Source organism: Cylindrospermum stagnale PCC 7417, from assembly GCF_000317535.1.
Classification (GTDB): domain Bacteria; phylum Cyanobacteriota; class Cyanobacteriia; order Cyanobacteriales; family Nostocaceae; genus Cylindrospermum; species Cylindrospermum stagnale.
On record NC_019757.1, the window covers coordinates 86667 to 112161 of the forward strand.

At 41.3% G+C, this 25495-nt stretch carries 29 protein-coding genes; 13 read left to right on the top strand and 16 right to left on the bottom strand.

Annotated elements, in window-relative coordinates:
• Positions 1 to 127: 127 nt before the first annotated feature.
• From CYLST_RS00385 to CYLST_RS34000, 3 genes are all read right to left on the bottom strand, one after another.
• Complete coding sequence (locus CYLST_RS00385) at positions 128 to 1654, bottom strand: thymidylate synthase (protein WP_015205720.1); 1527 nt, start codon at positions 1652 to 1654, stop codon at positions 128 to 130.
• Between the two features lie 258 nt (positions 1655 to 1912).
• Positions 1913 to 2290, bottom strand: coding sequence for a hypothetical protein (locus CYLST_RS00390; RefSeq protein WP_015205721.1), 378 nt, complete (start codon positions 2288 to 2290; stop codon positions 1913 to 1915).
• Positions 2291 to 2386: 96 nt separating this feature from the next.
• Positions 2387 to 2611 (bottom strand): hypothetical protein, encoded by a 225-nt coding sequence (locus tag CYLST_RS34000; protein ID WP_015205722.1) that lies wholly within the window; start codon positions 2609 to 2611, stop codon positions 2387 to 2389.
• 954 nt (positions 2612 to 3565) lie between these two features.
• Here CYLST_RS34000 and CYLST_RS36495 point away from each other — a divergent pair.
• Positions 3566 to 3721, top strand: a complete 156-nt coding sequence (locus tag CYLST_RS36495; protein ID WP_157162500.1) for a hypothetical protein — start codon at positions 3566 to 3568, stop codon at positions 3719 to 3721.
• Positions 3722 to 3943: 222 nt separating this feature from the next.
• Complete coding sequence (locus CYLST_RS00395; protein ID WP_015205723.1) at positions 3944 to 5134, top strand: glycosyltransferase family 4 protein; 1191 nt, start codon at positions 3944 to 3946, stop codon at positions 5132 to 5134.
• Positions 5135 to 5515: 381 nt separating this feature from the next.
• Here the strand turns inward: CYLST_RS00395 and CYLST_RS00400 are convergent, their stop codons facing one another.
• Positions 5516 to 6028 (bottom strand): hypothetical protein, encoded by a 513-nt coding sequence (locus CYLST_RS00400; protein WP_015205724.1) that lies wholly within the window; start codon positions 6026 to 6028, stop codon positions 5516 to 5518.
• Between the two features lie 466 nt (positions 6029 to 6494).
• Between CYLST_RS00400 and aroA the strand changes: the two genes are divergently transcribed.
• From aroA to CYLST_RS00415, 3 genes are all read left to right on the top strand, one after another.
• Positions 6495 to 7844 (top strand): 3-phosphoshikimate 1-carboxyvinyltransferase, encoded by a 1350-nt coding sequence (gene aroA, locus CYLST_RS00405; RefSeq protein WP_015205725.1) that lies wholly within the window; start codon positions 6495 to 6497, stop codon positions 7842 to 7844.
• A gap of 327 nt (positions 7845 to 8171) precedes the next feature.
• Positions 8172 to 8522 carry a BON domain-containing protein gene (locus CYLST_RS00410; protein WP_015205726.1) on the top strand — a complete coding sequence of 117 codons (351 nt, stop codon included), beginning with the start codon at positions 8172 to 8174 and terminating at the stop codon, positions 8520 to 8522.
• 167 nt (positions 8523 to 8689) lie between these two features.
• Entirely contained in the window at positions 8690 to 9055 is a 366-nt protein-coding gene (locus CYLST_RS00415; protein ID WP_015205727.1) for a sunset domain-containing protein, read from the top strand.
• A 121-nt stretch (positions 9056 to 9176) separates the two neighbouring features.
• Here CYLST_RS00415 and gatC read toward each other — a convergent pair whose 3' ends face one another.
• The 3 genes from gatC to CYLST_RS00430 all read right to left on the bottom strand — a co-directional run bounded on the left by gatC (position 9177) and on the right by CYLST_RS00430 (position 10711).
• The gene (gatC, locus tag CYLST_RS00420) at positions 9177 to 9467 is read right to left on the bottom strand and encodes an Asp-tRNA(Asn)/Glu-tRNA(Gln) amidotransferase subunit GatC (RefSeq protein WP_015205728.1); all 291 of its coding nucleotides are present in this window, start codon (positions 9465 to 9467) and stop codon (positions 9177 to 9179) included.
• A gap of 73 nt (positions 9468 to 9540) precedes the next feature.
• Entirely contained in the window at positions 9541 to 10062 is a 522-nt protein-coding gene (locus CYLST_RS00425) for a photosystem I assembly protein Ycf3 (RefSeq protein ID WP_015205729.1), read from the bottom strand.
• 373 nt (positions 10063 to 10435) lie between these two features.
• Positions 10436 to 10711 (bottom strand): hypothetical protein, encoded by a 276-nt coding sequence (locus CYLST_RS00430; protein ID WP_015205730.1) that lies wholly within the window; start codon positions 10709 to 10711, stop codon positions 10436 to 10438.
• Between the two features lie 174 nt (positions 10712 to 10885).
• Between CYLST_RS00430 and CYLST_RS00435 the strand changes: the two genes are divergently transcribed.
• The gene (locus tag CYLST_RS00435) at positions 10886 to 11500 is read left to right on the top strand and encodes a glutathione S-transferase family protein (protein ID WP_015205731.1); all 615 of its coding nucleotides are present in this window, start codon (positions 10886 to 10888) and stop codon (positions 11498 to 11500) included.
• Positions 11501 to 11770: 270 nt separating this feature from the next.
• Here CYLST_RS00435 and CYLST_RS00440 read toward each other — a convergent pair whose 3' ends face one another.
• From CYLST_RS00440 to CYLST_RS00455, 4 genes are read right to left on the bottom strand one after another with little or no spacing between them, the layout of a single operon-like run.
• Positions 11771 to 11998 (bottom strand): DUF167 domain-containing protein, encoded by a 228-nt coding sequence (locus CYLST_RS00440; RefSeq protein WP_015205732.1) that lies wholly within the window; start codon positions 11996 to 11998, stop codon positions 11771 to 11773.
• Positions 11982 to 12392: a ribosomal maturation YjgA family protein gene (locus CYLST_RS00445; protein ID WP_015205733.1), complete on the bottom strand. Its 411-nt coding sequence runs from the start codon at positions 12390 to 12392 to the stop codon at positions 11982 to 11984. Before CYLST_RS00445 ends, CYLST_RS00440 begins: the two co-directional genes overlap by 17 nt.
• Before the next feature lie 57 nt (positions 12393 to 12449).
• Complete coding sequence (locus tag CYLST_RS00450) at positions 12450 to 12992, bottom strand: DUF2231 domain-containing protein (protein WP_015205734.1); 543 nt, start codon at positions 12990 to 12992, stop codon at positions 12450 to 12452.
• 16 nt (positions 12993 to 13008) lie between these two features.
• The gene (locus CYLST_RS00455) at positions 13009 to 13749 is read right to left on the bottom strand and encodes an LmeA family phospholipid-binding protein (protein WP_015205735.1); all 741 of its coding nucleotides are present in this window, start codon (positions 13747 to 13749) and stop codon (positions 13009 to 13011) included.
• Between the two features lie 256 nt (positions 13750 to 14005).
• Between CYLST_RS00455 and CYLST_RS00460 the strand changes: the two genes are divergently transcribed.
• The gene (locus CYLST_RS00460; protein ID WP_015205736.1) at positions 14006 to 15061 is read left to right on the top strand and encodes a hemerythrin domain-containing protein; all 1056 of its coding nucleotides are present in this window, start codon (positions 14006 to 14008) and stop codon (positions 15059 to 15061) included.
• Between the two features lie 110 nt (positions 15062 to 15171).
• Here CYLST_RS00460 and CYLST_RS00465 read toward each other — a convergent pair whose 3' ends face one another.
• From CYLST_RS00465 to CYLST_RS00475, 3 genes are all read right to left on the bottom strand, one after another.
• A complete protein-coding gene (locus tag CYLST_RS00465) occupies positions 15172 to 15492 on the bottom strand; it encodes a hypothetical protein (RefSeq protein ID WP_015205737.1) in 321 nt (106 codons plus the stop codon).
• A gap of 352 nt (positions 15493 to 15844) precedes the next feature.
• Positions 15845 to 17020, bottom strand: coding sequence for a M20 family metallopeptidase (locus tag CYLST_RS00470; protein ID WP_015205738.1), 1176 nt, complete (start codon positions 17018 to 17020; stop codon positions 15845 to 15847).
• Positions 17021 to 17429: 409 nt separating this feature from the next.
• Positions 17430 to 19154, bottom strand: a complete 1725-nt coding sequence (locus CYLST_RS00475; RefSeq protein ID WP_015205739.1) for a serine/threonine protein kinase — start codon at positions 19152 to 19154, stop codon at positions 17430 to 17432.
• A 294-nt stretch (positions 19155 to 19448) separates the two neighbouring features.
• Between CYLST_RS00475 and CYLST_RS35415 the strand changes: the two genes are divergently transcribed.
• Positions 19449 to 19601, top strand: a complete 153-nt coding sequence (locus CYLST_RS35415; protein ID WP_216595229.1) for a hypothetical protein — start codon at positions 19449 to 19451, stop codon at positions 19599 to 19601.
• Between the two features lie 136 nt (positions 19602 to 19737).
• Here CYLST_RS35415 and CYLST_RS00485 read toward each other — a convergent pair whose 3' ends face one another.
• A complete protein-coding gene (locus CYLST_RS00485; RefSeq protein WP_015205740.1) occupies positions 19738 to 20007 on the bottom strand; it encodes a hypothetical protein in 270 nt (89 codons plus the stop codon).
• A gap of 390 nt (positions 20008 to 20397) precedes the next feature.
• Here CYLST_RS00485 and CYLST_RS32090 point away from each other — a divergent pair, with 390 nt between their 5' ends.
• The 3 genes from CYLST_RS32090 to CYLST_RS00500 are packed head-to-tail and all read left to right on the top strand — an operon-like array spanning position 20398 to position 21481.
• Positions 20398 to 20814: a helix-turn-helix domain-containing protein gene (locus tag CYLST_RS32090; protein ID WP_015205741.1), complete on the top strand. Its 417-nt coding sequence runs from the start codon at positions 20398 to 20400 to the stop codon at positions 20812 to 20814.
• Positions 20815 to 20834: 20 nt separating this feature from the next.
• The gene (locus tag CYLST_RS00495) at positions 20835 to 21038 is read left to right on the top strand and encodes a hypothetical protein (protein WP_015205742.1); all 204 of its coding nucleotides are present in this window, start codon (positions 20835 to 20837) and stop codon (positions 21036 to 21038) included.
• 11 nt (positions 21039 to 21049) lie between these two features.
• Positions 21050 to 21481 (top strand): hypothetical protein, encoded by a 432-nt coding sequence (locus CYLST_RS00500; RefSeq protein WP_041232898.1) that lies wholly within the window; start codon positions 21050 to 21052, stop codon positions 21479 to 21481.
• A gap of 295 nt (positions 21482 to 21776) precedes the next feature.
• On the opposite strand, the gene CYLST_RS00505 is transcribed toward CYLST_RS00500, so the two are convergent.
• Positions 21777 to 23378, bottom strand: coding sequence for a peptide ligase PGM1-related protein (locus CYLST_RS00505; RefSeq protein ID WP_015205744.1), 1602 nt, complete (start codon positions 23376 to 23378; stop codon positions 21777 to 21779).
• A 680-nt stretch (positions 23379 to 24058) separates the two neighbouring features.
• Between CYLST_RS00505 and CYLST_RS00510 the strand changes: the two genes are divergently transcribed.
• The gene (locus CYLST_RS00510) at positions 24059 to 24916 is read left to right on the top strand and encodes an SDR family oxidoreductase (RefSeq protein WP_015205745.1); all 858 of its coding nucleotides are present in this window, start codon (positions 24059 to 24061) and stop codon (positions 24914 to 24916) included.
• A 213-nt stretch (positions 24917 to 25129) separates the two neighbouring features.
• Positions 25130 to 25387, top strand: coding sequence for a hypothetical protein (locus CYLST_RS00515; protein WP_015205746.1), 258 nt, complete (start codon positions 25130 to 25132; stop codon positions 25385 to 25387).
• Positions 25388 to 25495 lie beyond the last annotated feature (108 nt).

Consider the following 25495-nt stretch of genomic DNA (forward strand, 5'->3'; position numbering starts at 1 on the left):
AAAAATTAAGGGATTAATAAGTTTGATCGCTGCTCTTGTAGGGTGGGCAAATAGATGTGATTCCTGATAAATTCCTAGGAAATTGCTGGTGGCTGTGCGGCCTACCCCATATCACTTTTTACGATAATTAGTTTTCAATAAAATGTATTTTTAGCTGTTTATCTTGCTCATAAATCAACTCTTGTTTGTTCGATAAAGCAATCTCTGCCTTTTGCAACTCAGATCCCAAATATATCGCGTGTTCAACTTGCAAACCAGGACAATCTGCTACAATTTGCCGCGAAAGTTGACTTGCAGATTTACCAGAATAACAATTAACCACTTCTCCAGAACCTGGAGTCATGTGTTCTACAAAAATGCTGCTATCCTGGACAGTAATTACAAAACTACCCGCAGGATCTGCGTAATCTCGTTGCTGGCAAATTTTGGTATATTGGGAAGTAATCACATTTTCAGTATTTTCAAAACAGTCATCATAAATATGGGCGCTTTGACTAATAGTAATTAACGGGCCCATCTTCAAAACATGGTTAGACTTTTGAGTAATAGCATCACAAATATATCGTTGTAACTCCCGCAACCCCATAGCATTTGCAGGCCATGCCGAAAACATATCATTACTGCGGAAAGTTGCCGTTAAAGATAACTGATGATCAACAATTCTTACCCAAATATGGTTAAGGCATGGGGGACTGTCATTAGCATCATGGCTAGCATCCCATAAAGACATTACAGCCCTAGCAGAATCAATATCAGCCACTAATTTATCAATAACTTCCTGAATTTGGTCACGCCCAAACCAAGAACGTAAACGTTGACCATAAGTATATTTAACTCCTTCTTGTTGAGGAGCATCATCTAAAATTTGTGAAATATATTCTTGAATAAAACTGCGGTCAATTGGTAAATAATTCGGTTCAGGAAAGTAGAAATCAGCAGGCTCATCTGTAACAATCGCTATCAAATCTATTAATTCTTGCCATTGTCCATCATAGCCAGTTGGGCGAATTGTTCCCGTTGTCTTAATTCGATGAATGATTTTTACCCAAGTTTCTGCTATAGTCTTACCTTCGATTCTGTGTCCGTAGCGTGGCCCTGGTAAAACTGTTGGTTCAACAGCAGACATGGGAAAGTCTAGGGGAACGCCCCAAGGTTGAATTGCTGCTTTTTGGGCATAAGATTTAACTTGATTAACTGCTTCTGTAATTGATTTAGCTTCTTGCCAGTTTACAGAATGCCGCAGTTTTTCTAAAGCATTAATATCAATATCAATATCAATATAACCGGGAATAGCAGAGCGAATTACCCAAGATTTCCGCCCTGTGTCGCTGATGCTTTCTTCAACTCCATTACGGAAAAAATCTAGTAAACATTGGCACGCACCAGCGTTTTTGTCTTCCTTAGTAGCGTTGAGAACCACTAAAAAGCGTACATGGGGGTTATGTAGCAAATTGCGAATTAGTAAGTTTATCCCCCTAGTGGGTGAATACAACTGCCCTATTACAGCATACTCTGACGGTTGAAGGTGTTTTGCGATCGCATCTCTCACAGTCCACCCTGTAATCACTGCTGTTTGTCCAGTTCCATAAATCAACTGGTTGGGCTTATGCTGCGCTGCGTAGCGAAATTGAGTTGCTTGACTTGTTTCTATCATCTTTGGCTAAAAGTCAAACTTAAATACCCTAACATCCAATGACAATTAACAGATTCTATTTTTACAAATATTAATTTACTTTTTTACATCCACAGTACAACCAAAAGTTCCAATTATCCTACCAACTAAAAACCCCTCTATATTAAGAGGATGTCTGATTCGTATCAGAATTGATCGAGATCCCTCCTTGCTCCCCTTTCCAAGGGGGGAAAAAGCTCTTTAAGAGGGGTTTTGTTTATTTTGACAATAAACCAGTATTTAGTTAGATGAATCATCAGCGAATGATGCAAGCTGCGACTCAACAGCGTTGAGATAACTTTGATCATTCAAAACTTGTGCTGGTAACTTGTTCGCTTTGATAGCAGCCTTTACCACATCTTCTGCTGTAAGCTTTCCTGTTTGATATTCAAATATCAAAGCGCTTGCACTGGGAATACCTTGCTCTTTCAGATAGCCTTGATAAGCAAGAAAAGCAACATTAAATGGTTTGAGATGGTTGACATTAAGGGAGTTGCCGGCTGGGTTTATTGCTTGAGCAATATTGTTGCTAGTAGGTGTTTGAGCGCTAGCGATTCCTTGTAAAAGTGCAATAGAAGCGATCATGAGTGCAGACTTTATCAAAGTTGTGAGTTTCATAGATTTATGATCAACTAGAAGTAGGTGTAATTAACGTTTTTTGGTAAGAAATTTTTCTTTTGATCAACTCGATAGTGCTAATGTAGCTTAGGAGATTCAAAACTTGTTAAGACCCATCATGTGATAAGCAAGAAAAGCAGTATCAAAGGGTTTGAGGTAATTGATATTCGGGGAATAACTAGATAAAGTCTTAGGCTTGATTGCTGTGTCTATTGATGGATTAGTATTGCTATTATCAACCACTTTATTCCTAGTCATTCCACAGAAGAGTGTGACAAAAGCAAATAACTGTGCAGTAGATTTTAATGTTGTAAGTTTCATGGAGTTATCCTTAACTAGAACGAAGTTTAATCACTACTCTTTATTACTATCTATGGTCAACTTTTTGCTCAATTTCAACTTTTTCCATTTAGACTACTTGGGTGTTTTTTGCTTCATCCAAATGGGCGGTTTCAATTCACCCAAATTTGAGAAATTGGGAGTTTGTAGGAAGTTTAGTCAATAGCAATTCAGAGAAAGCAGAGATGACCTGCATAAAATCCTTTGGTCGCAAGCACTTCTAAAAAATGTGCTTGCTCACCTCTGCATAGTTATGGTGTGTTTTCACTATGTTTTTTGGCTTTAGGCTAGAAATCGAAATCTAACCTTGTACTGGCTAGGTAAGTTCGTATAACAATATGTTAGGAAGTCTCGTTGATAAGAGCAAATATTTTTAATTCTTGAATTGATAAATAAAAGTTATTATTAAGTTATTTCCGGAGTTGTGACGACAAGCTTGAATTGAATAATGACTGAGAGCGTGTACCAATTGAGAGCGGAGACTAACTCAACCCACTACCTCTGCATCAAACTTCATCCGCAGCGGATGGAGACAGGTTATATATTTTATATTATGCGGCTACTCGTCTACGCACCAGCTTGACACCCTATGCAGAACTGCTCAACAGTCGTTCAGAGATGACTATTTTGGTCTCTCTCATAAGATTAGACCTCTTTATAGGACATAGCATCTTTGGTGTTTTGGCGAATCTAAATCAATCCTAAATCATTTATGAAAACTCTCCTTCTTTCCTCCTCTCTGTGACTCTGCGTGAGACAAAAAATTAATTTTTACAAATCAGATAAGATTGCTAGATAAAAACCAATTTATTTTTTGTAGCTGAAGGAAAAATAAAAAATGGGAACTCGGTAAATTTACTGTATATGAATTTAGGGAAAATTATGTTATTTTAACAGCTAATAATAGCAAGAGATGCAGAATTTATTGGAGGAGCTATGGCTTTAACTACTTCCACAACCTTGCCTTTAACCACTCAACCACAATATTTGCATCTATCTAAGGTGGTATCTGCAAAAAAAATCACCTCTCGACTTTTGCAGCTAAAAAATCACTCTTGGCAATGTTTATTTGTCGGCATTGCTTTTTTGTGAAGCATATCCAAGCAGAGTTAGCGCTGTTAGCCACAGATTACAGCACAAGTTATTTGGAGATTGTTACCTTCAATGCCAATGAATGATGCGAAAAACTACCCTGATGATGTACCAGAGTTATTAAAGTTAATGGCTACGGAACTTGGGTTTAAATGCGCCTTAGGATGTTTATCTGGTTTATCTCATAACATGACATTATTGTTACCCTCAAAATATTAACCCATGAAACTTAAAATTGCTATTGTGGTTCATGGTCGCTTCCATGCATTCGATTTGGCACGGGAATTAATTAAGCAGGGAAATGATGTTACTCTATTTACGAATTATCCCAAGAACATCGTCGAGAAATTCGGGATTAACAAAAAACATGTTAAATCGTTTTTAATACATGGTATCTTTGCTCGGATTTCGGGTAAAGTTCAGAGAATTCTAGATCAGGTTAATTTAGAAGCTTTGCTTCATACTAAATTTTCTAGCTGGGCTACTCAAATTATCGTCAAACAAGAATATGATGTGGTCTATGCTTTTAGTGGAGTTGCCGAAGAGATTTTTCAAGCCCTATCAAATAAGCATGTACTTAAAGCTGTTGTCAGAGGTTCTGCTCATATTCGGACTCAATTTCAAATTCTTTCAGCAGAAGAGAAACGGGCTAGGGTATCCGTTGATAAACCAAGTAACTGGATCATTGCTAGGGAAGAGCGAGAATATCAAATTTCTGATCTAGTTATAGTACTCTCGACCTTTGCTAAACGATCTTTTATTGATCAAGGTATTGTCCAAGAGAAACTTAAAGTTCTACCTTTAGGCACTCAATTAGAAAAATTTTACCCAGTTCGGCAGGTTATTAAAGAGCGGTGTCACAGAATTAGCTCTAAAAACCCACTTCGTGTCTTAATGGTTGGTACTTATTCATATCGCAAAGGTGCGATAGATTTTAGTAAAATAGCTGAATTAGGAGGTAATCATTTCCAATTTAAATTCGTTGGTAATGTTAACAGCGAAGTTAGTCAACTAGTCCAAAATAGTAGTGGTAATATTGAATTTATTCCCAAGCAGCCTCAATATGAATTACCCGAATTTTACGCTTGGGCAGATATATTCATTTTTACAACTATTGAAGATGGTTATGCTGTAGTTTTAGCCCAAGCTCAAGCTGCCGGAATACCAATTCTTTCTACTACAAACTGTGCTAGTCTAGATATCGTCGTTGAAGGAGAAACCGGTTGGATATTGCCAATTCGTAGCCCCGAAAGCTTTGTAGAGCGCTTGATGTGGTGCGATCAACATAGACAAGATTTAGTGCAAATGGTGTGGAGAATTTATCAAAATTTTCAGCCAAGGGATTGGGCAGAGGTGGCTGCTGACTTTGTTGATATAAGTTACACAGAAATAAGTAAGAAGCTGGAAGTTTAGAGCACCTACGTTGCTGCTATTGACTATTTGGTTCGGCAGAATAACTAGTGCATCGGGGCAAAAATAACTAACCAGTGAGGTTCAACTCAAAAGCTTGTGGAATCTACTTTTTTAATTGTTAATTGTTAATTCCGAGAAAGCGATACTCACTAGTGATATTTTCAGGTAAGTCTTAGTAGAGTTTGGATTGAGCCAACCTAGATACAAGGGACTAATAGAATCGAAATATTTTTGTGATTAAACAGCTATATAGTTAATGACTTTAAACATTAGCTAAAGCTACCTACATATTCATCCTACCTATAAAGAACATACAAGACTAGCTTAACTAGTCTTGTACTACTGGGCTTTCTGCTTCAATTTTCGTAAAAGAGTTGACTATCAGTGCTGAATTTCCAAATTTAAGATGTAGCGTCCCAGTTGAACTTTTTCTGCCCACAATTCATATTCTAGCCGCAGATGTGCTGGCAAGGGGTGACCACTGAGGGTTAAACTTTTAGTAAAATTTCGTAAGCGAATTGGCTCTTTAGATTGCAATGACTCTGTTGGTAACCAATAACGACTCACACCATAAACGCCCTGTTCCCAGAAGTGCCGATAACTCACTTGAGCATTACCTTGCATGGTCATAATTACTCGGTAAGGGGAAATCTCCAACCACAAAATTCTGGGGCTGTTGGGGGCATAAGCATTGTTCCTGTTTTGAGCTAGCGTGTCCTCTGAACTTGATAAACTCGCTACTTCACAGCTAATAAGGGGCGGTGCGGTCAACAGTAAATGGAATCGGTCAGTATCTTTTTGATACAATGTCCCGGCAGTTTCGACAACAGACCAGACTGGCAGGTCAGTGGAAATAATTGATAAGCACACGGGCTTGCGGTGATGAGTCAGCATGGGAGCGATTAAGAGCTAGAAGCTATTGAATAAAATGAAATGAACACTCTTTGGCTTGTCTGCTTAAGCAAATAAATAGTAAAACATCTTTCATGTTAACTGAATCTGCTGATTGATTAAGATAGACAAATTAGGACACAAACTGGTAATGTGCTGGGTTAAACAGTGAAAATTAGGCTTTTTCTCCAGAAAGGTTACCCGAAAATTCAGCTTGTAATACTTGTGTGAAGACTCTTAGGTTACCGATTCAATATAGTGGTAGTCGGGATAGATGCAAAATTTTTTCTTCAGGGCTGCTTAGATGATGGTAGAGCGGGTAGAAAAATTGAATATTAAGATTTACTTTGGGTAGATTTGAGTAATCTTCAGATCACGAAAAGCGATAAGATACTAGGCGGAAGTGACTAACGGCGGCGAATGAAGTCGCTGATGAACTTCCAGTGTATTCAAAAGCCAGTGTATCCTAATGTCGGCTGCTGTCATAACCGTAGAAACTCAAGAAAACCTTTCTCAGAAGTTAGTTATTCAGCGACCTCCTTTTGGGCTGTCCCTACAAGGTCGCATCCGGGTTCCTGGGGATAAATCTATTTCCCACCGTGCTCTCATGTTGGGTGCTATGGCTGGAGGTGACACTCAGATTCAAGGACTTCTTTTGGGAGAAGACCCCCGCAGCACTGCTAGCTGTTTTCGAGCTATGGGTGCGGACATTTCGGAATTAAATCCAGAATTTGTGCGGGTTAAAGGTATTGGTCTGGGAAATTTCTCTGAACCGGTTGATGTGTTAAATGCTGGTAACTCTGGCACGACACTGCGACTGATGTTAGGACTTTTGGCATCTCATCCAGGGCGCTTTTTTACTGTAACAGGCGATAGTTCTTTGCGATCGCGTCCCATGTCCCGTGTTGTTAAACCTTTGCAACAAATGGGGGGCCAAATTTGGGGACGTAATGGCAGTGCTTTAGCACCCTTGGCAATTCAAGGACAAGCCCTCAAACCGATTCATTATCACTCGCCTATCGCCTCAGCCCAAGTTAAATCCTGCATCCTGCTGGCGGGTTTAATGACTGAGGGACAAACTACCGTTACCGAACCCGCCTTATCGCGAGATCACAGTGAACGGATGTTCCGGGCTTTTGGGGCAGAACTCAGCATCGACCCGGAAACCAATAGCGTTACCGTTACTGGCCCGGCTCGACTGTATGGGCAGAAAGTAATTGTACCAGGAGATATCAGTTCAGCTGCCTTTTGGTTAGTCGCAGGGGCAATTGTCCCAGGTTCTGACTTGGTAATTGAAAATGTCGGCGTTAATCCTACCCGCACTGGTATTTTAGAAGCTTTGGCGCTGATGGGAGCAGATATCCAACGGGAAAATGAGCGAGAAGTTGCTGGTGAACCAGTAGCTGATTTGCGAGTGCGTTCTAGTGCAATGCATTGCTGCACCATAGCCGGGGATATTATCCCGAGATTGATTGATGAAATTCCGATTTTGGCGGTGGCGGCGGCATTTGCCGAAGGGACAACCATTATTCGGGATGCAGAAGAGTTGCGGGTCAAAGAAAGCGATCGCATTACTGTCATGGCCCAGCAACTCAATAAAATGGGCGCCAAAGTCACCGAATTACCTGATGGTATGGAAATTACTGGCGGTACAACCCTTGTGGGTACTGATCTAGATAGCCATACAGATCATCGCATTGCCATGAGTTTAGCGATCGCATCTCTAGTCGCCACCGGCACCACCACCATTCACCGTGCCGAAGCAGCTGCCATCTCATACCCAAACTTTACCGCCACTCTCGCAGAAGTTTGTCAGTAAATTTGGTCATGGGTAATCGGTATTGAGAAAAGACTTGGGAGAGACGAATTCAATAATTTCCCCTTCTCTTCCAGTTCACTTTTCGGCCATCAGAGTGATACCCCAATTACCCATGATCTATTATTTATTACCAGTCATTTTGTATCTATTGTTTACAGACTCTAACGGTTTCCTTTTCCCTGCTGATATAACTCAGATCATTCAGCTTCTATAGATATCTATTGCTTTCGGACTTTGCCTCTGTTATTTTGTCCACCATTATCTCACTACAAGCCACGATAGACTACTTGTGTAATTTCAATATTTTGCGTTGGAGAACTTACTTTTATGGCTTGGCTACAAAGACTATTTGGTTTAGAAAAACCAGCAGATGCTCAAGTGAATCCTGATACAACTTTAGTTGCTGATAACTCTTCAGACGGCGAAACTATCCCTATTGAGCGAGTGGGACTGAGTGGGGAATATGACCAAAGTGGTCTGGCAAAAAGAGTCGCCCTTGCTTTTGACGAAGACTCCCGGTTTGATGAGATTAATTCCCTCTATGTCGCTCAGTTGGGAACTACAGTGGTTTTAAAAGGGCAAGTCCCCAGTCAAGACATTCTGGATCAGTTGGTCGAGATTGCAAGAGTTGTTAACGGTGCTACTGATGTCGTCACCGACGAAGTCACAGTCGGCTAAAATAGTTTACTTCAATCAGAAAGGAGATTTATTCGTTGACTAGGCTTCCCCATTATAGAATCCAGTAGCATCTCGAATTTTTAATAGCCAATTCTTTTGGGCAGCACCTTGTGTAAGTGTTCCCTAAATATTGGCTCAACATCCTTTTATCGGTAGTACAAATTTCAATGAATACTCAAGTTAAACCTCGTCAATTGAGCCTTGGTCTCACATTATTAGCTGTTTTAATGCTGGCAAGTTGTGGTAACAAGCCTGAAGAACCTGTTAGTAACAAGCCTGAAAATCCCGCTCCTGTTTCTCAAGGTAAGCCGTCTCCTAGCGCCGCTATTCCAGCAGCAGCACAAAAGCTAGGGGTTAAACCTCAAAGCGAAACAGCCTGTCCCACCAGCGCACCTGTGAAGGGCAAAATCACTGCCAAACGAGGCAACATCTACCACATTGCTAAGTCGGCTGATTACGCCAAAGTCAAGCCAGAAATTTGCTTTAAAGATACAGCAACGGCAGAAAAAGCTGGCTTTCGTGCGCCAAAATAAAGTTAATTAACTTCTCCCCTGATTAGGGGTAATAATTGCCGCTCCCACCCCGACAATTTCTGAAAGGGGTGGGATTCTTCTTTCAAGCAGTTAACTTATGCTCTGGAGTTACTCCAAGCTACTACTCGGCGTTGAGGATTTTTGGGACTTTAAAAAATTCCCCTTCTTGTTCAGGCGCACTTTGAAGGATCGCTTCTCGGTCAGGATAGGGTTGCAACTCATCTTCTCGCGTCACATTACTGACATCAATGGCCCTTGTTGTCGGGGGCACATCGCTGACATCAAGTTCACTCAGCTGTTGAATATAATCCAGAATGCTTCCTAGCTGGGTGGTGAATTGTGCCTCTTCTTCTGGTGTCAATTCTAAACGAGCCAGAAGAGCTACTTTGCGAACTTGCTCACGATCAATCATAATTTAGTCATTTAGTCACTAGTCATTAGTCAATAGTAAATGACCTTTGACCAATGACCAATGACTAATTCAGCTAGAAGAATACGTCGATTTGCGATCGCCCAGTGGTTTTTAACCAGTTTTGGGCTTCGATGTAGTTATTGGGAGCCATGCGAATCGCTCTAATCCAATAGTCTGCGGCTTGATCAAACAGCGCTTCACCGCCATCGTGATCTCCAGCTTCTTTAGCCTTTTCGCCTTGGTAGTGAAAAATCACAGCGATGTTGTTTAAGGCTTGGGGTAGCCGGGGATTTAACTCAATTGCCTGGTGATACAATTCTAAAGCCTTGTCGTGGTCGCCGTTACTGGCATAGATCAGCCCCATATTGTAGAGAATATAACCGCGATCGTTCGAGTCTTCCTCTAGGGTTAAAGCTTCTTCGTAGTACTCTAAAGCTTCGGCATATTCTCCTTCTGCCTGGGCCGACATGCCATCTCGGTAATAAACAAACGCTTCTTTGGCTTTTTTATTCGTTGGCAATATCTTCAGGATGATATCGGCCATCACTGTAAAGGATTTGTCAACAAAGTTATCGTTTTTTTGTGTTCTTGGCATATTGCCTCTATGGTTTTACAGCGATTAACGCAAAAAATGCCTTTGGACTGTCAGTCACTGGCTCACAAAGCAGACTCTCTAAATTCCGCTGAAGCAGGCTTTGTTTAGCCGCGAATTCTCACTCTTTCTGGTATTTTTGCAATTAGTATTCTCAATAGTTAATTTAACTGATTTGCATTCTTGATTATACTCACTTAGATGATACATTCGACGAGACTATCGTGCTAAAAGTAGTTCACCCCGGTGTGAACTGGGTCTGGATCGGAACACAATAGGGTTGGTAGTGGTTCAGGCGTTTGCACTTGGTTAAAAACTAGATTGGTCGGCTAACAACACCAGAGATGCCCTACTCCTCAACTATCTCATGCCCTCGCTAGTCTACAGCTACGTCTTCACCCGCCTGATATGCCGCTACTATAACGCGAAAGGTTGAGAGAGAAAGATGCGAAAAAGTTAACCCCGAACCTAGATGATGAAATTCACACTCTTTGCTTGCAGAAATATGTAACACTGTTGCCACTATTTGCCTAGGTGCGATGTTATGTCCGGTGGGAAAAACCGGCACTTCCTGGATATGGAAAAATTGGGCAAAAGCTGCTGCTGACTGGTTTAAAGTAAATATTGCACAGGTATTTTTATTCTCAACCACTGACTAAAGTTTAATGTAAAAATACTAGAAATAAATAATGCTTTTGGAGTTTATATTGTCAGAATAAGGTCAAATATGAAGAAAAATGTCTCCGGTTTTAGGGAAATAATTTGGTAGAATATTTTATCTTAAACTCTTTATTCTCAACACCTCCCTCACCATAATTATTTGGGCATGGAAACGCTGCGCTTGTACGATTTTTTACTTTCAGGTAATTGTTATAAAATACGTCTTCTATTGACACAAATGGGTATGCCCTTTGAGAGGGTAGAAGTTAACATCATCAACGGCGAGACTCGAACAACAGAATTTTTCAGCAAAAATCCCAACGGGAAAGTTCCCCTGTTGGAAATTGAACCAGGGCAATACTTGGCAGAATCCAACGCTATTTTGGTGTATCTGAGTGAAGGCACCGAATTTTTACCCTATGACCGCTTTTTACGAGCGCAAGTATTGCAATGGTTATTTTTTGAGCAGTACAGCCATGAACCTTTCATCGCTACATCAAGATTTTGGATTTCTATTTTAGGTAAGGCTGAAGAATATCATGAAGCCATCAAGCAAAAAAGTGAACCGGGTTATGCAGCACTTAAAGTGATGGAAAACCATTTAAAATCTCACACTTTTTTTGTGGCGGAGCGTTATACTATCGCCGATATCGCCTTGTTTGCTTACACTCATGTAGCCGATGAGGGTGGATTTGATTTGACACAATTTCCCGCTATTCAAGCTTGGATAGAACGAGTCAAAGCTGAGTCGAGACATATCACTATTACTCAGGAAGTTTAACTTTTGTTTCTCGCTCCCTGACTCTACTAGGGAATATATTATCTGAAGCGATGCTGCACATTCAGAAAGCAGACGGCAGCCCAGTTACGATAAAATTAGCAGCACTAAGAGAATTGCTTTCTTTAACTGGCTGATTTTTGACTTTCAGAAAAAAGTGCCAATTTGTTTCCCCTAATGTCCATACAAGTGCGCGAAGATTGACTACTTTTATTCACGTGAAATTTCCGAGTTGCCCATCAGCATAAATGAGCAAATTAAATATTTTAGAGCTTAGATATCTATGTCAATTTCAACTAGCTTTTGCCGGGAGGATAAACCGGACTTAATTCTGACATAAGATTTGGGTACAGCAAATTTTTCAGCTAGTAGTTTAATTAACTCTTCATTAGCTTTACCATCTACTGGCGGTGATTTTAAATGTACAGTCAAACTCCCGTCTAGTTGTTCTGCAATCTTTTGCTTTTTTGAATTAGGTTTAACTTTAACTTTTTTTTGCATTGCCTATTCCTTGTAATTGTCTCAGCCACAACCAACCCAAAACACAACCCAAGAGATAATGAGGAAAATCCCACCAAGCAAAGGTAGTACCAAGCAACAATTTACCTATCAAGGTGGCGCGAATTGCCTCTAATAGTGGTGGATGCCAAAGCTGCAAGAATTCTAGTATACAGGTGATGACAAAAACCCCTAAAGGAATTTGCTGCACTGCTGCCCGATTTCTGAAAAACCAAAAGGCGAATAAACACCAAAATATCTCGTAAAATATAGCTGCAACGTAGTTATTAAACCACTGTTGGCTAATCCCAGTGTAGTACTTAAAGAAAAAGCCCATCGCCACAACGATGAGCATAGAAAGGATAATAAATATTTTTTGATTACGGTTTCGGAGCATTTTCTTTCTGCTTGAGACTAAAGAAAATTTTAGCTTTTACCCCGCCGTTTTCTCTCTTTATGGATATCTTCTGCTACCAGCACCCACCACACCGATTTTGTGGCGATAGGAGAGTTCCGCACCAAACCAGCCGGTAATACTAGTCAGCGTACCGACAACAAGGGAGAGGAACAGTCCCCAAGGTAGGATTCGTGATTCAGGATTCCCCAGACGGAGGATGAAGTTGAGGGCACTCAAGACGAGGATAGAAACGTTAAGAATCAGATGCGCCCAGCCGGCAGTGCGTTTGCGGACTCTTTCAATTTTCAAAAAGTCGCTCATGCCGGTTAGCGCTGCTATGACACCTCCAACTAAACCGAGTCCGATTAGCCATAACGAAGCCCTAGCCCAGAAGAAATCATTGGTTAACCAGTAGCCGAAGTCGCTGCCTAAAGCGGCGGCTAAAAAGGCTATGGGAAAGATGACTGTTAGGGGGTGTAGAGGATGTCCGGCGATCGCTACTGTGCTGGGTACGCCGCTATCAAGATACTCTCTGTCGTCACTTTCAATAATTGGGGGGAGATTTGGGAAAGGTGTCGAATTTGTTTCTGTAGTTTCCATTATTAGTATCCTAATTTTAAGCGTCAGGAATTTGTTCAACGTAAGCTTCAGCTTGCAGCGTTAGTTTGCCTACTTCTACTTCTAGTCGCTTAACTCGCAGGCTCATTCCTTCTAAATCAAAGTTACTCAAATTCAAAATCTCGCTGGTTTGATCTATTAAAGCTTGTGTTAATTCTGGTGAGATTTCCTCATCTTCGCCATACTCAACATTTTCCAGAGACACAGTTGTTCCGTTAGTACTAACACGAGGTATCGCTGAAAAAGCAATTTGGTGAGTTTCGCCGTTTTCGACTAACACGATGCTGGCATTGAGTGCAACTTTTCCCTCACCAGGTAGGCGAAACTCTACATTTTGGGGTGAGATTGTCATCGGTTGTCCCTGGATATCTATTTTCTGACTTTGGAGTTTTGACCTTACATATTCGGAGTTGAAGGCGCGATTTATATCGGCTTCGGTTAAGACAACTCGCGCACTGCCTACAGTTGGTTTGGTAAGTTCAATTTTTCCAAAGGCAGCACTGAGAGGATTAATAGCAACGCTATTTATTTGCATTTCTATTTCCTCCATGCGGAGGTCTTTTTGCATTACCAAACCTTCGCCTTCAATGGTTACTGTGTCAACTTGTCCCTGAACCAGTTTGAGCGGATCAGTTTTAATACTGACATCCAAATTTTCTACTGCATCTAGCTGGCTAGATAAGCCAATTTCTGCCGCTTTATTCAGCGCTTGCTCTCCTAATCCAGGACTATCTGGCATTATGACTTCATCTCCTGTTCGACTATCTTGGAGTCAATCTAGAAGATTGGCATTAAAAATTTATCTATCTGGCGAAAGAGTAAAAGTTTTTAACTTATCTGTCTAATAGTGGAGGTAATAAACAAGCCACAAAAAAATGCTTTCTCTATCCTGAGTTACCTAGGTAATCGCTCAAAAGAAAGATGGATTATTACTAATATCTATGGCAAATTGAAATTGGCAATAGTTACGAATACTTTTCCGAGGAGAACTAAAGATGGTATACACTTTAGATGATACTAAACGCAATGCAATCGCTACTAAATTGGGAGACATGAAATTACTCCAACAGTTGCTCATTGAGAATGAGCAACTATTTTTGAGAGAATCCACTGATAGTGAAATCTCTCAACGCATCCAAGATATGCTTAATGATGACCAAAAAAATCTGGGCGTGCTGGATACTGTAATCGTTCAGTATGGCATCCACAAAGAACCAAATAGAACGGTTCAACAAGAGGTGGAAAAGGTTCGGGAACTGATGCAAGGTTCTGAATTGAGCTTGTATGAAAAAGTATTTAAGCATGAATTGCTGAAGCACCAACAAGTAATGACCGGCTTGTTAATTCACAAGGCTGCTCAAAGAGTTGGTGCTGATGTAATGGCGGCAATTGGCCCTTTAAATACAATTAACTTTGAGAACCGCGCCCACCAAGAGCAACTCAAAGGTATTCTGGAGATTTTGGGTGTGCGCGAACTCACCGGACAAGATGCAGATCAAGGTATTTGGGCGCGAGTTCAGGATGCCGTGGCAGCATTTACTGGCGTAGTAGGTAGTGCTGTTACTCAAACCAGTGATAAACAGGATTTGAACATCCAGGATGTGCTCCGTATGGATCACAATAAGGTTAATGTCCTGTTTACTGAACTGTTACAAAGCAATGATCCGCAAAAGATCCAAGAGTATTTTGGTCAAATCTACAAGGATTTAACTGCCCACGCTGAAGCGGAAGAAGAAATAGTTTATCCACGAGTCCGTGCTTTCTACGGTGAGGAAGATACCCAAGAGCTTTATGATGAACAAGCTGAGATGAAACGGCTGTTAGACGAAATTAGGAATATTAACCCTTCTGCATCTGAATTTAAAGATAGAGTCAGACAATTGTCGGACATCGTTACGGATCATGTTCGTCAAGAAGAAAACACATTGTTTGCGGCAATTCGCAATAATTTAAGCACTGTGCAGAGTGAGGAACTATCTACACAGTTCAAATCTGCTAAGAGTAGAATTCAGCAGAGATTCGGGGGCGCTAAGACCGGAGCAAATGTCTAGCATTGCAGCGGTTTTAAAATAATTAGCTCATACTGTAGGGACACAGCAATGCTGTGTCCCTACTACGACTATCTATGGTTCATTGAGTAGAGATGTTGCAGGTATTGTTTCTACTTTTGCTTGCTGGCTAACATCCGAGTGACTTGTTCTGACTGCAATGGTTTGCGTTCTATATTCTGGAAGCAATCAACTTTTTGCAGAAAAGTATATGCTGTTTTAAAATTACTTAAATTAACTAGAACAATATCTTCATATACTGATTCTTGGGGAATTTGTACCTGCAAAATTAATTCTCTTAGATTATTTTGGGTAATAGCAAGTTCCAAATATTTCAGAAATAACTCGCGTTTTTTAGAACGCACACTAAGCAAGTACCAATTACCATTAACAGGCGGTTGTAATGAGGGTTCTACTGGTTGTATGGGGGGCATAGTTCGCGGTACTAAGGTTAGATTTGATCACAATATTAAACCATCCAAAATTCTTTTAAGATTTTTCAGTAAAGAATTTGGGTTTAATCATACGAGAAAATAATGAAGTTGATTCTATCAAATTTAAATTTTGACTTTTATCTGTTAGTAGTCAAAGTCAAAATTAGGTTGATGAATCGCGGCTAAGAAGGATTTTTTTGACTAGCTATTAACCAAAATAGTATAGCAGTAATTTTCTCGGTTATTCATCTCTAGGAATTGCTGCTGGTGAGTTATATTGACTACCACTGCACCACTATAGCAATCCTAAATCATTCGTGAGACGGTCTATTGCCTGCCTCATGGTTGATTTTTACAACCAAAATTTATAAGCGGCATAAGCCATTGTTACAACGCCGGTAAGAATGGCAGATTCATCGACTTCAAATTGGGGATGGTGTAATGGGTGATTAATGATTCTTTCTTTGTAGCCTACTCCCAAGCGAAACATGGAACCGGGGGCGTGTTCTAAATACACGGAAAAATCTTCAGCACCAAGGGAGGGTTCGGGTAGTACTTGAACGCGATCGCAACTCCAAGCTTCTTCCGCTGCTGATTGGCACAATTGGGTGAGGGTGTAATCGTTTTGCACACTGGGCACGCCTTGGCGATAATTAACTTGATAACGCCCGCCGTAGGCATGGCAGACATTAGCGACAATGTTTTCAATCCAGCTGGGGAGATTGGCACGACTTTCTGGATGGAGCGATCGCACAGTACCCAATAACTGCACCTGATCGGCAATCACATTTGGCGCTCTGCCACCATTAATCTGCCCTATGCTCAACACTACTGGACGCAAGGGATTCTGTGTCCGGCTAATCGCTTGTTGCAGTGAGGTAATGACTTGGGCAGCAATCCAAATGGCATCAATTGCCTCATGGGGACGGGCCCCATGTCCAGATTCGCCGATAATCATAATCTCTAAATCATCAGCTGCTGCCGTTAATGCTCCGTAACGGATACCAATTGAACCTGCGGGGATAGAAGGGAAAACATGCAACCCTAATATTGCTGAGACGTTTTCCATCGCCCCATCTTTCACCATCCATGCGGCCCCTTGGGCAAGTTCTTCCGCTGGCTGAAATAAAAATCGCACCTTACCACCCAACTCTTCTGCCAGTTCGGACAGGATCATTGCCGTTCCTAACCCGACTGTGGTGTGGATATCGTGACCGCAAGCATGCATCACCCCTGCTGTGCGAGAGGCATATTCTAACCCAGTACGTTCTTGAATCGGCAAGGCATCCATGTCGGTGCGAATTGCCAATAAACGGTCATTTTGGTTAGTGCCTTGGAGTTCGCCGATGACGCCGGTTTTGCCAACTCCCTCTTGCACATGTAAACCGCTAGAAGATAACACACCAGCAACAAAGGCGGCTGTTTGGTACTCTTGACCGCTGAGTTCTGGGTGTGAGTGGAGATGGCGGCGAATTTCAATTAAGCGGGGTGCTAGTGTTTTGGCTAAGTCTTTAATACGGGTAAGCATCGATTGATTTCAGTTGACAGGCTCTGCTTTCATGATAAAGAAGTGTCAATCAACAAAATGCTCTCACTCTACAGCAAGCAGACCCACCCCACTTAATTGAAAAAATAACATCTGTCTAAAGGTGATGAAGAAAATATAAAAATTTGATTAATCCTGATGGAGGAACTACACAAAATGAAATAGAGACCCTATAATAAGCTTAGTCGGACACTATACTGAACCATCTATAGACTACCAAGTATGTGATCCCCCTAGCCCAATGCAAAAAGGCGGCTAGGGGGATCTTGTTTTTGGGTATTTGTTTCAGGCACCCAAAGAAATAAATCATCCCGTAGGACAGGCGTCCCGCCTGTCTAACAGGCGGGACGCCTGTTCTACAATTTGGGCTGGATTTTGATGTGGTAATCTTTTAACGCCAGCCTAACCAGCGCAACCCTGGGACAATCAGGTAGTGACTCACTCCCAACCAAAAGCTGATTAAGACACCGACAAAACTAAAGAAAGCAATTGGCACCGCTAACTCCAACCAGGTGGGTTGACTAGAAAATTGGAAGAGTGCAGCGGGAAACCCGAAAAAAATCAACACGGCAAAGAAGCTGGCACTGCCAAAGGCAGCAATAAAGGCATAAACTAGGTGATGACTACGAATGCCTAAACTCAAGGTGAGTAGGGAAATTGCCACTAAAATCCATCCCGTCAACCCTTCACCGCTATTTTGTGGGGTGATTAATTGGTAAATTATCCAGCCTAAGCCGTAGCTAATCATCCCCATCAGGGATGCTACTAAAAACCGCCGCTTTTGACCAAAACTCCCGGATAAGGTGAGTCCCCAGGCGGTTCCCAAACCAGCTACGGCAAAAACTATGATTTCTGCACCTACCACAGGTTGAGTATTTGGTAATAATTCCGGTACTTGATACAACATAAATTCCACTAGCCGATCGCCTAAGTTTGTGCGATATGCTAAGAGAAAGCCGGCGATCGCCCCAATGGCAGCACCGATCCCGGCGAGAACCATGGACCAAACCGTTGCTAGACAAGCTAGGAGTAATTTGGCGATCGCTTTAATAATAAAAAGACTAGTGTCCGCAATCCCTTGATTCAGGTCGTCTAAAGCTTGTTCAATTGCTTGGATTAGCAAATTAAATTGCTGGGATATTTGCTTAAACGCGTTCTTTACTGGGGCAAATAAACCCTGCTTTGATGCGGCTTGAGAGATTTTGACTAACCGTTTTTGAATGATAGCTGCATTTGCGGGGCGCGATCGCACATCCTCCTGCACCATCTCATCAATCAAATCTGCTAGACGCGGGTTAAAATTACCCTGATTTCGCCAGCGCAACTGACCAGTTACGGGATCTTCCAACTCCGGCGGATACTTACCCGTGAGTAGTTCAATCATCGTCCGTCCTAGGGCATAAAAATCAGCCGCAGGCCCCACATTACCCCCAGTCACTTGTTCTGGTGGACTGTACCCAGAAGAATATAACCGCGTAGAACTAGATGGATAACGCAAAATTGCGCCGCTGAATTGTTTGGCCCCACCAAAATCAATCAGCACCAACTGATTTGTGCTTGTCCCCCCCGAATTACGCAGCATTAAATTAGAAGGTTTAATATCCCGGTGAATAATCTGGCTTTTGTGCAATTCCTGCAAAATCTTCACAGCTTGGAGAAACCAGTTCAACACCAAATCTTCTGGACACCCTTGAGGATAACTTCTGCGTATTTCCTCTAGGTTCTGCCCATTAATTTTTTCCATCACCAGACAAGCCAACTGGTGCGGTTTAGGTTGCGGCAAATTTATTTGAAAATACCCTTCAGCCTCGACTCTGGGAACACCGGTATTCCGCAAACCAATTAAAACCGCCGCTTCTTGGGTAAACAATTCCAGTGCTTTTGGTGAAGTTTCTACCAACACTTTCAGCACCTTCTCGGTTTGGGTCTTTTCATCCCAAATCGTGTAAATTTGGGCAAATCCACCCGAACCCAACGGCTCGATGGGCAAATAGCGGTCTAACAACTGTAGCGGTGCGCCACAGCTGTTACAAAATTTGTTTCCCCAAGGTTGGGGGTAAGGTCGTTGACAGTCAGGGTTTATGCAGTGAACCGCGCTCTGAGTAATGTGGGACAAAACCGCTAGAGGACAAAGGCTGAGTTGATTTTAGCGCTTATTTTACTTAAGTTCTAAATGTTGCATTTAACCTGTCTTTCAACCTTACAGATGAGATGCGCCCTTTTGTGGGGGTGCTGTGTGCGATCATCGCAGTTTGTCTCCTCTGCAAAATTGGTCAGCTTTGAATGCTTTAAGTGATAAAAGGTTTGATAAATGAAAAATAATGTATTTGGTAAGTTAATTGCCTTTCTCAATTAATTAGAACAAGATAAAATCAGTTATTCTTTAACCCATAATCGCGATGAAACCGTTATGGTGAATGTGGCTATACCTGGGCAAAGATGGGAAGTTGAATTTTTTGCAGATGGTTCGGTTGAGGTCGAAAGATTTATTAGCAGCGGAGAAGTTGCTGGGGAAGATGTGTTGAGTGAGTTATTCGCTATGCAATATAATGCTTTAAGCTAAAGCCATAACACACCCTACTGGCTAAAAAAAATAAAAGGCAAGTAAGGTTGTATATACAACATTGCTTGCCCTAACATAACCATCAAAACACCTAGTCTATTGAATAAATTCCTTTATTCTAAGTGTTTATTTTTAGTTATTTATTCACAATCTTGGCTTCTTCAACATAAATCTGGTTGTACTGTACTATATTTACCACAGTATTTTGTGTACAATTTGTTGCTTCTTTTGGTTCTATTCCACTGATGCCTATCCCTAGCTGAGATATCAAAAAAAAAGCTTGGATTACAGAGCGGTTATTCTTAATCCAAGTTCTACAGGTACAAAAAACTTGAAAAGTCTCTTGTACTGGTAGTTTTTTCTGAATTGCGCTAGAATTAGGGAAGTCAAAATCTACTTTTTTCACAGAAATTCATCCTGTTGATTGGATTTTCACCAATGCTGGATGTACGAAATTATAGAGAAACGCTTCTGGAGTGCAAGTCCAGGGGCGTTTTTTGCATTTCTGCACTTATTGTCCACGCATCCCTCCATAATTTTGTGTTACCAGCGTTGGCTGTTTCCAGTCTAGCACCGAGATTTCTAATTAGCAAAGATTTTCCGGTGCTTTGGCGCATATTTTGTCATTTAAAAGGGGATACCTTTAGAAGGATATCCTTTATTGTATTATTTGCAAATAAGCCAGACACTGAAAATTACTGCTAAACAAGAGTTATAGGAGATTTATTTTAGCAAAGGTACGCAAATTTTACTTACCGGTATGCAGTATTTGCTTGCCTATATTATAATTTAAGCTATGATGACTGAAAATAAAAAAACCAATTTGCTATTTGTCCACTCATCGGTTGACGATGCAGGACTAACGCCTAACGAATTCCGCTTAATCTGTCACTTTGCCAGGCGTGGAGTATGTTTTTCCCGCCTTGCAAAGATTGCTGACACCACAGAAATGTCAGTTCGCACTATTCAAAAGACTCTCAAGTTCTTAGTTGAAGAAGGTCTTGTGTTAAAAGAAAACAATCCTGGGCGTCCAGATACTTACCGTCTTCCTGACCATGAAACTTTTAGAAAGAGGCTTCAGTCTGGAAAACTCCGAGAACGAAAAGAGCTAAAAGAAAAACAAAACAAGTCCAAAGAAGAAGTAAAGTCTTCTGATGATACTAATGATTCCGCTAGCAAATGCGAAGACAGCGCTGAAGAACCTAAATTTTAGTTAGAAGGAGTAATATAATAGTGACAAAACCAAGATATGACGAAAAAGAAGATAAATCGCGTCATGCAGCAGCGGACGAGGACTGTTGTGAAGAAATGGCAGAAAAATACGGCTGGCGACTGGTTGATACAGAGAAAACAGGCAACGATATTTTGCCAGTCGATTGCGTGTTTGATGGCAAAACTGAATTTCCAGAGTCGTATTACGAAACCAATACTGATTAGGAGAATTAATGATGCGTAAGTGGATTGTTTTCCGTGCTGAGAAACGTCAACCCGGTTGGGAAGAGAGAAAATATGCCCACACAGGTTCTCTGACTAAAACTCTAGCTGAACATTATGATTGTTCAGACAAGCCATTACCTGAACCTGGGTATCGTCCACCAGAATTTATCCGAGTTGAACAGTTCGCTGAATCACAGTATCCAGAAGCTAAAACCCATTATCGCCAAAGTGATTGGGAAGTAACCCATGTTGAAACCTACACACCTGATATTGCAGTAGGTATGGGTTTTGATATGATTGTAATTTGCTATTGCAATTATTCACCTATTAATGCACCACTCCAGCCAATGCCAGAACGTCAAGTATTACTTGATTCCTTTGGTGGTGATAAAGAAACTTATGAACGCTGGTTAGAATCTGAGAAAGAAACGGCTAAGGTATGATGCATACTCAGGGCTATTTCATTCTCAACAACCGCCTCAGAATGAATTCTGAATCTAATAGAAAGCACCAGACGATTAAAATCGCGGCTACCAGAACAAAGCCTGCCTACGCAGGCTCCAAAATCCTTTATCTTTCCTCAGTCCACGGAGGTGGACTTTGTTTGTGTAGCCGCGACTTCCAGTCGTTAGGGCTAGGTGCAAGATATCAGTTTTAACTTTAGCTATTAGCCCTGAATGCATCCTGTTTGCATCACAGCTTTTGGATATTCTCGATGCACCACCAAAGCTGAATTACTTAACTGTAGCCATCTCCAGCGATAGGAAAAGCGTAATCTGAAAACAAGGCGTAACGATTATTGTCGCTGCGGGTTTCTTCATCTAAAACTTTGACGACTTTGTTATAAAGGTCTTCTGCTTGTTGGGGTGAATCGCCAATGCTGGTTAAACCTAATTTGCCAAATTGAGAAAGACAACCCATAAGATGGAAAACTGTGCTTGTCTCCGTTCCACTATCAAAATGTAATCTGTGATGGGCGATAATATCCATTAAATCGTTGGGTAATAATCCCCGATAGCGGTCTTTTTGCAAGTTGTCTGTGGCAATGTAGTATTTAGGGCGTCCTTGCTGACTGTAAAATAAACCGGTGGAGAGGTCATAGCGTCCATTGGTTAATAATTTTAGAGTCATGAAAGGATGAGTTGTGCCACCTTTACGGAGGTTGATTTCAATCGCTTGAATATCCCATTGACCATTACCTTGGTCAACGGCGATAAAATCAACACCAAATCTCTCTAATACGCCTTTTTTTGCCAGATGATTGCCAACTTGTAAGCCTAATTGCTGTAATTCCAAACGATAGCGTTCATCTGCGGGAAATCGGCAACCGAGATAAATTTGTCCGTCTGGGCCTCCGAGAATTTGGTCGTGGGTGGAGAGGATTTCTACTTCCCCGGTGGGTGTGATGCGTCCTTGCACACTTGGCGATCGCTTTTTTTCCCCTTCTACAAATGCCTCAACGATAGCCCCCATCTCTGGTATACGGGATGAAAAATTCTCCCAATTCTCTTTTGGGGCTTGAAAACGCAGATGGGAAAAGCGATCGCTAATCGCCGCTACCCGTTGATCATGAGAACCTTTCCCTGGCGCAACATCCATCAAAGGTTTGAGATCCAACAGTGCATTTCCTTCTCCCGAAATACCTTCGTTGAGTTTCACCACCATTCGTTGTAATGTCGGTTGACGTTCCCACAAATCACCCGCAGCAACCGCCAAATCTGCGGCGCTCCATTTCTGTTCGCTACCATCCGGAAGGGGTACACCACTTTCTTTAAAGATTTTCCGGCTACCACTTTTTGTCCCCCAAATCTGCAAATCTGGCGCAGCCGCATACAAAGGTACACCCAATTGAATCGATAATTCCGCTTCCCAGAATGAAGAATTGTAACAAGCCATAAATGATTTATCTAGCCGCAAAGCTTGACGAATTCTCTCTAGCAATCGGGGACGTTCTAAAATTTTTTGACTCAGCGGTTTTAAAGAAGAATCATAAGTAGAAAGCAGCAGCAAACGGTTGCGAGCATGAGAAAATGGAATTCCTGGTAACAGTTGTAGATAGTAATCAATGATGCTGGGATGCAGTGGCATTGACGTTACATAAATTAGCCTAGTGCGGGGATTCCGCAAGCGAATTAAACTAAATAGCAATCTTTCTTCATAATGCTCACAACCTTCGATTTTCTGGAGTTCTCGCTGGTCGATACTCAAAGAGGGAATAATTAAAATATCCGCTTCACTATTGTCAAATAACTCGCTAGTTTTCCAGCGGTCGCGCAGAGTTAATTGTAAATTGCGAAACTTATCAACCTGCTCTAATTCGGAAATATTCAGCGTAGCCATAACGCATGCCCTGTATTAATCCCAATATTGCTTTACTACTTAGGTATATCCCAAGTCGCAATCAGATGGCTGTATTTTTTTGTAACTTTTCCCTAATGTTCTTCAGTAGGATATAAAACTCTATACTTGCAGATTACCCGGATAGCTACTTGATCAAACAAGGTCTAGTCGTGATTTGGGATGTTCTTTCTTCAGCGAGTCCGCAAGTCTTTTTTAATATTAGCCAAAAGCAGGCTTTTGAGAGGAATAATTAAAGTCTCATCAAGAAACCTGATGCTTCAGCTTTCATGCTTCAAATGTCGTAATTTATCTGAATTACTTTTACGCCTTAAGGTTGATTAATTTTACTGGTTGTTTATTTCTAGTGGACGATAAAAACCAGCCAGAGAACAGTTAACTTTAAAACATGAATGATGAAACGGATACATGCTTCATCAGATCATAGTTGTCAACTTGTTTTCAGTGGTTGAATTAAGAACTTGTGGTAGGTGTGGGGAGAGATAATGTTAGTCGTGTACAGTTACCGGGAATTTACTACATTTGGCGAACATCCGGGGTAGAAAAGCCTAAACTTGCCTTGTGCAAGTGGGAGCCAAATTTAAAAGCAAACCTTGGGTTGGTTTTTCGATCCAAGGTTTACTTTTGCTATTTGTTACGATTCAATTTCTAGGAAAGAACCGATGCCAAGAGAAAAAAAATTACAACCGCCACAGCAACAAAAACCACCAGGTGTGGAATCAGAAATGCAACCAAAACCCAAAGCAGATGATGAACAATATCGGGGTAGTGGTAAGCTAAAAAATAAGGTGGCAGTGATTACAGGTGGCGATAGTGGGATTGGTCGGGCTGTAGCGATCGCATTTGCTAAAGAAGGTGCAGATGTAGCGATAGTCTACCTCAAAGAACACGGAGACGCCAAAGAAACGCAAGATTTAGTAGAAAAACAAGGACGAAGGGCGGTACCAATAGCAGGTGACATTACCGATGAAGGCTTTTGTCAGCAAGTTATCCAACAAACAGTAGATGAGTTTGGCAAACTTGATATTCTGATCAACAACGCCGCTGAACAGCATCCACAAGAGAATATTGAGGATATTAGCAAAGAGCAATTAGAGCGAACTTTTCGCACTAATATTTTCTCGATGTTTTATCTGACCAAGGCGGCGGTTAAGCACTTGCAACCTGGTAGTTCTATCATCAATACTACATCAGTCACAGCTTATAAAGGTAGTCCGCAATTATTGGATTACTCTTCGACAAAAGGTGCAATTGTCGCGTTTACTCGTTCCTTATCACAAAATTTGCTAGGTAAGGGAATTCGTGTTAACGCTGTAGCACCAGGTCCAATTTGGACACCTTTAATTCCCTCAACTTTTCCCGAAGAGAAAGTTGCTACTTTTGGACAGCAGGCACCAATGCAACGAGCCGGACAACCAGAAGAAGTTGCACCTAGTTATGTATTTCTCGCTTCTGATGACGCTTCTTATATGTCTGGTCAAGTATTACATCCCAATGGCGGAGAAGTAGTCAACGGCTGATTTTTTTTACAGCTATTTTCAGATAAATAGTGAGGTAGGGGCACAGCAATGCTGTGCCCTTAAGAAAGATACTGCTGTAATCTGAAGGATACAGGGAAATTGTGAATTTATCTCCTAAATATCTCCCTGCGTCCTCCATTAGGTAGATGAGTTGATATTGAATAGGTGATAATCTGTCTAGCAAAGAACACCTAACAAATAACTTCTAAATCTATGGCATCCCCAACACCATTGTATGGCACTGATCTAGTAGATTGTGCTAGAGCAAATGCCAAGCAAGGAATTGAAACTGCTGCTTATCAATGTGGCTATAGTGATGATATCAACACATTTACACGAGAACTAAGGCAAGCTTGCGAAAAAATGAATTTGCAAGTTAAAGAACTCAACGAACTGATTACCGATCAAGATATGATCTTGGAATTGGGAACTGGTGAAATTGTTGCTCCGGAGACAGCGACACAACTTTAAATCAGGATTTAAGGATAAATGGATGAACAGGATTAATGTTTATTATCCTCAAATCAATCATCTTAATCCTTTAATCTGAGAATCTTGCGCCCAATTACCAATCCCCAA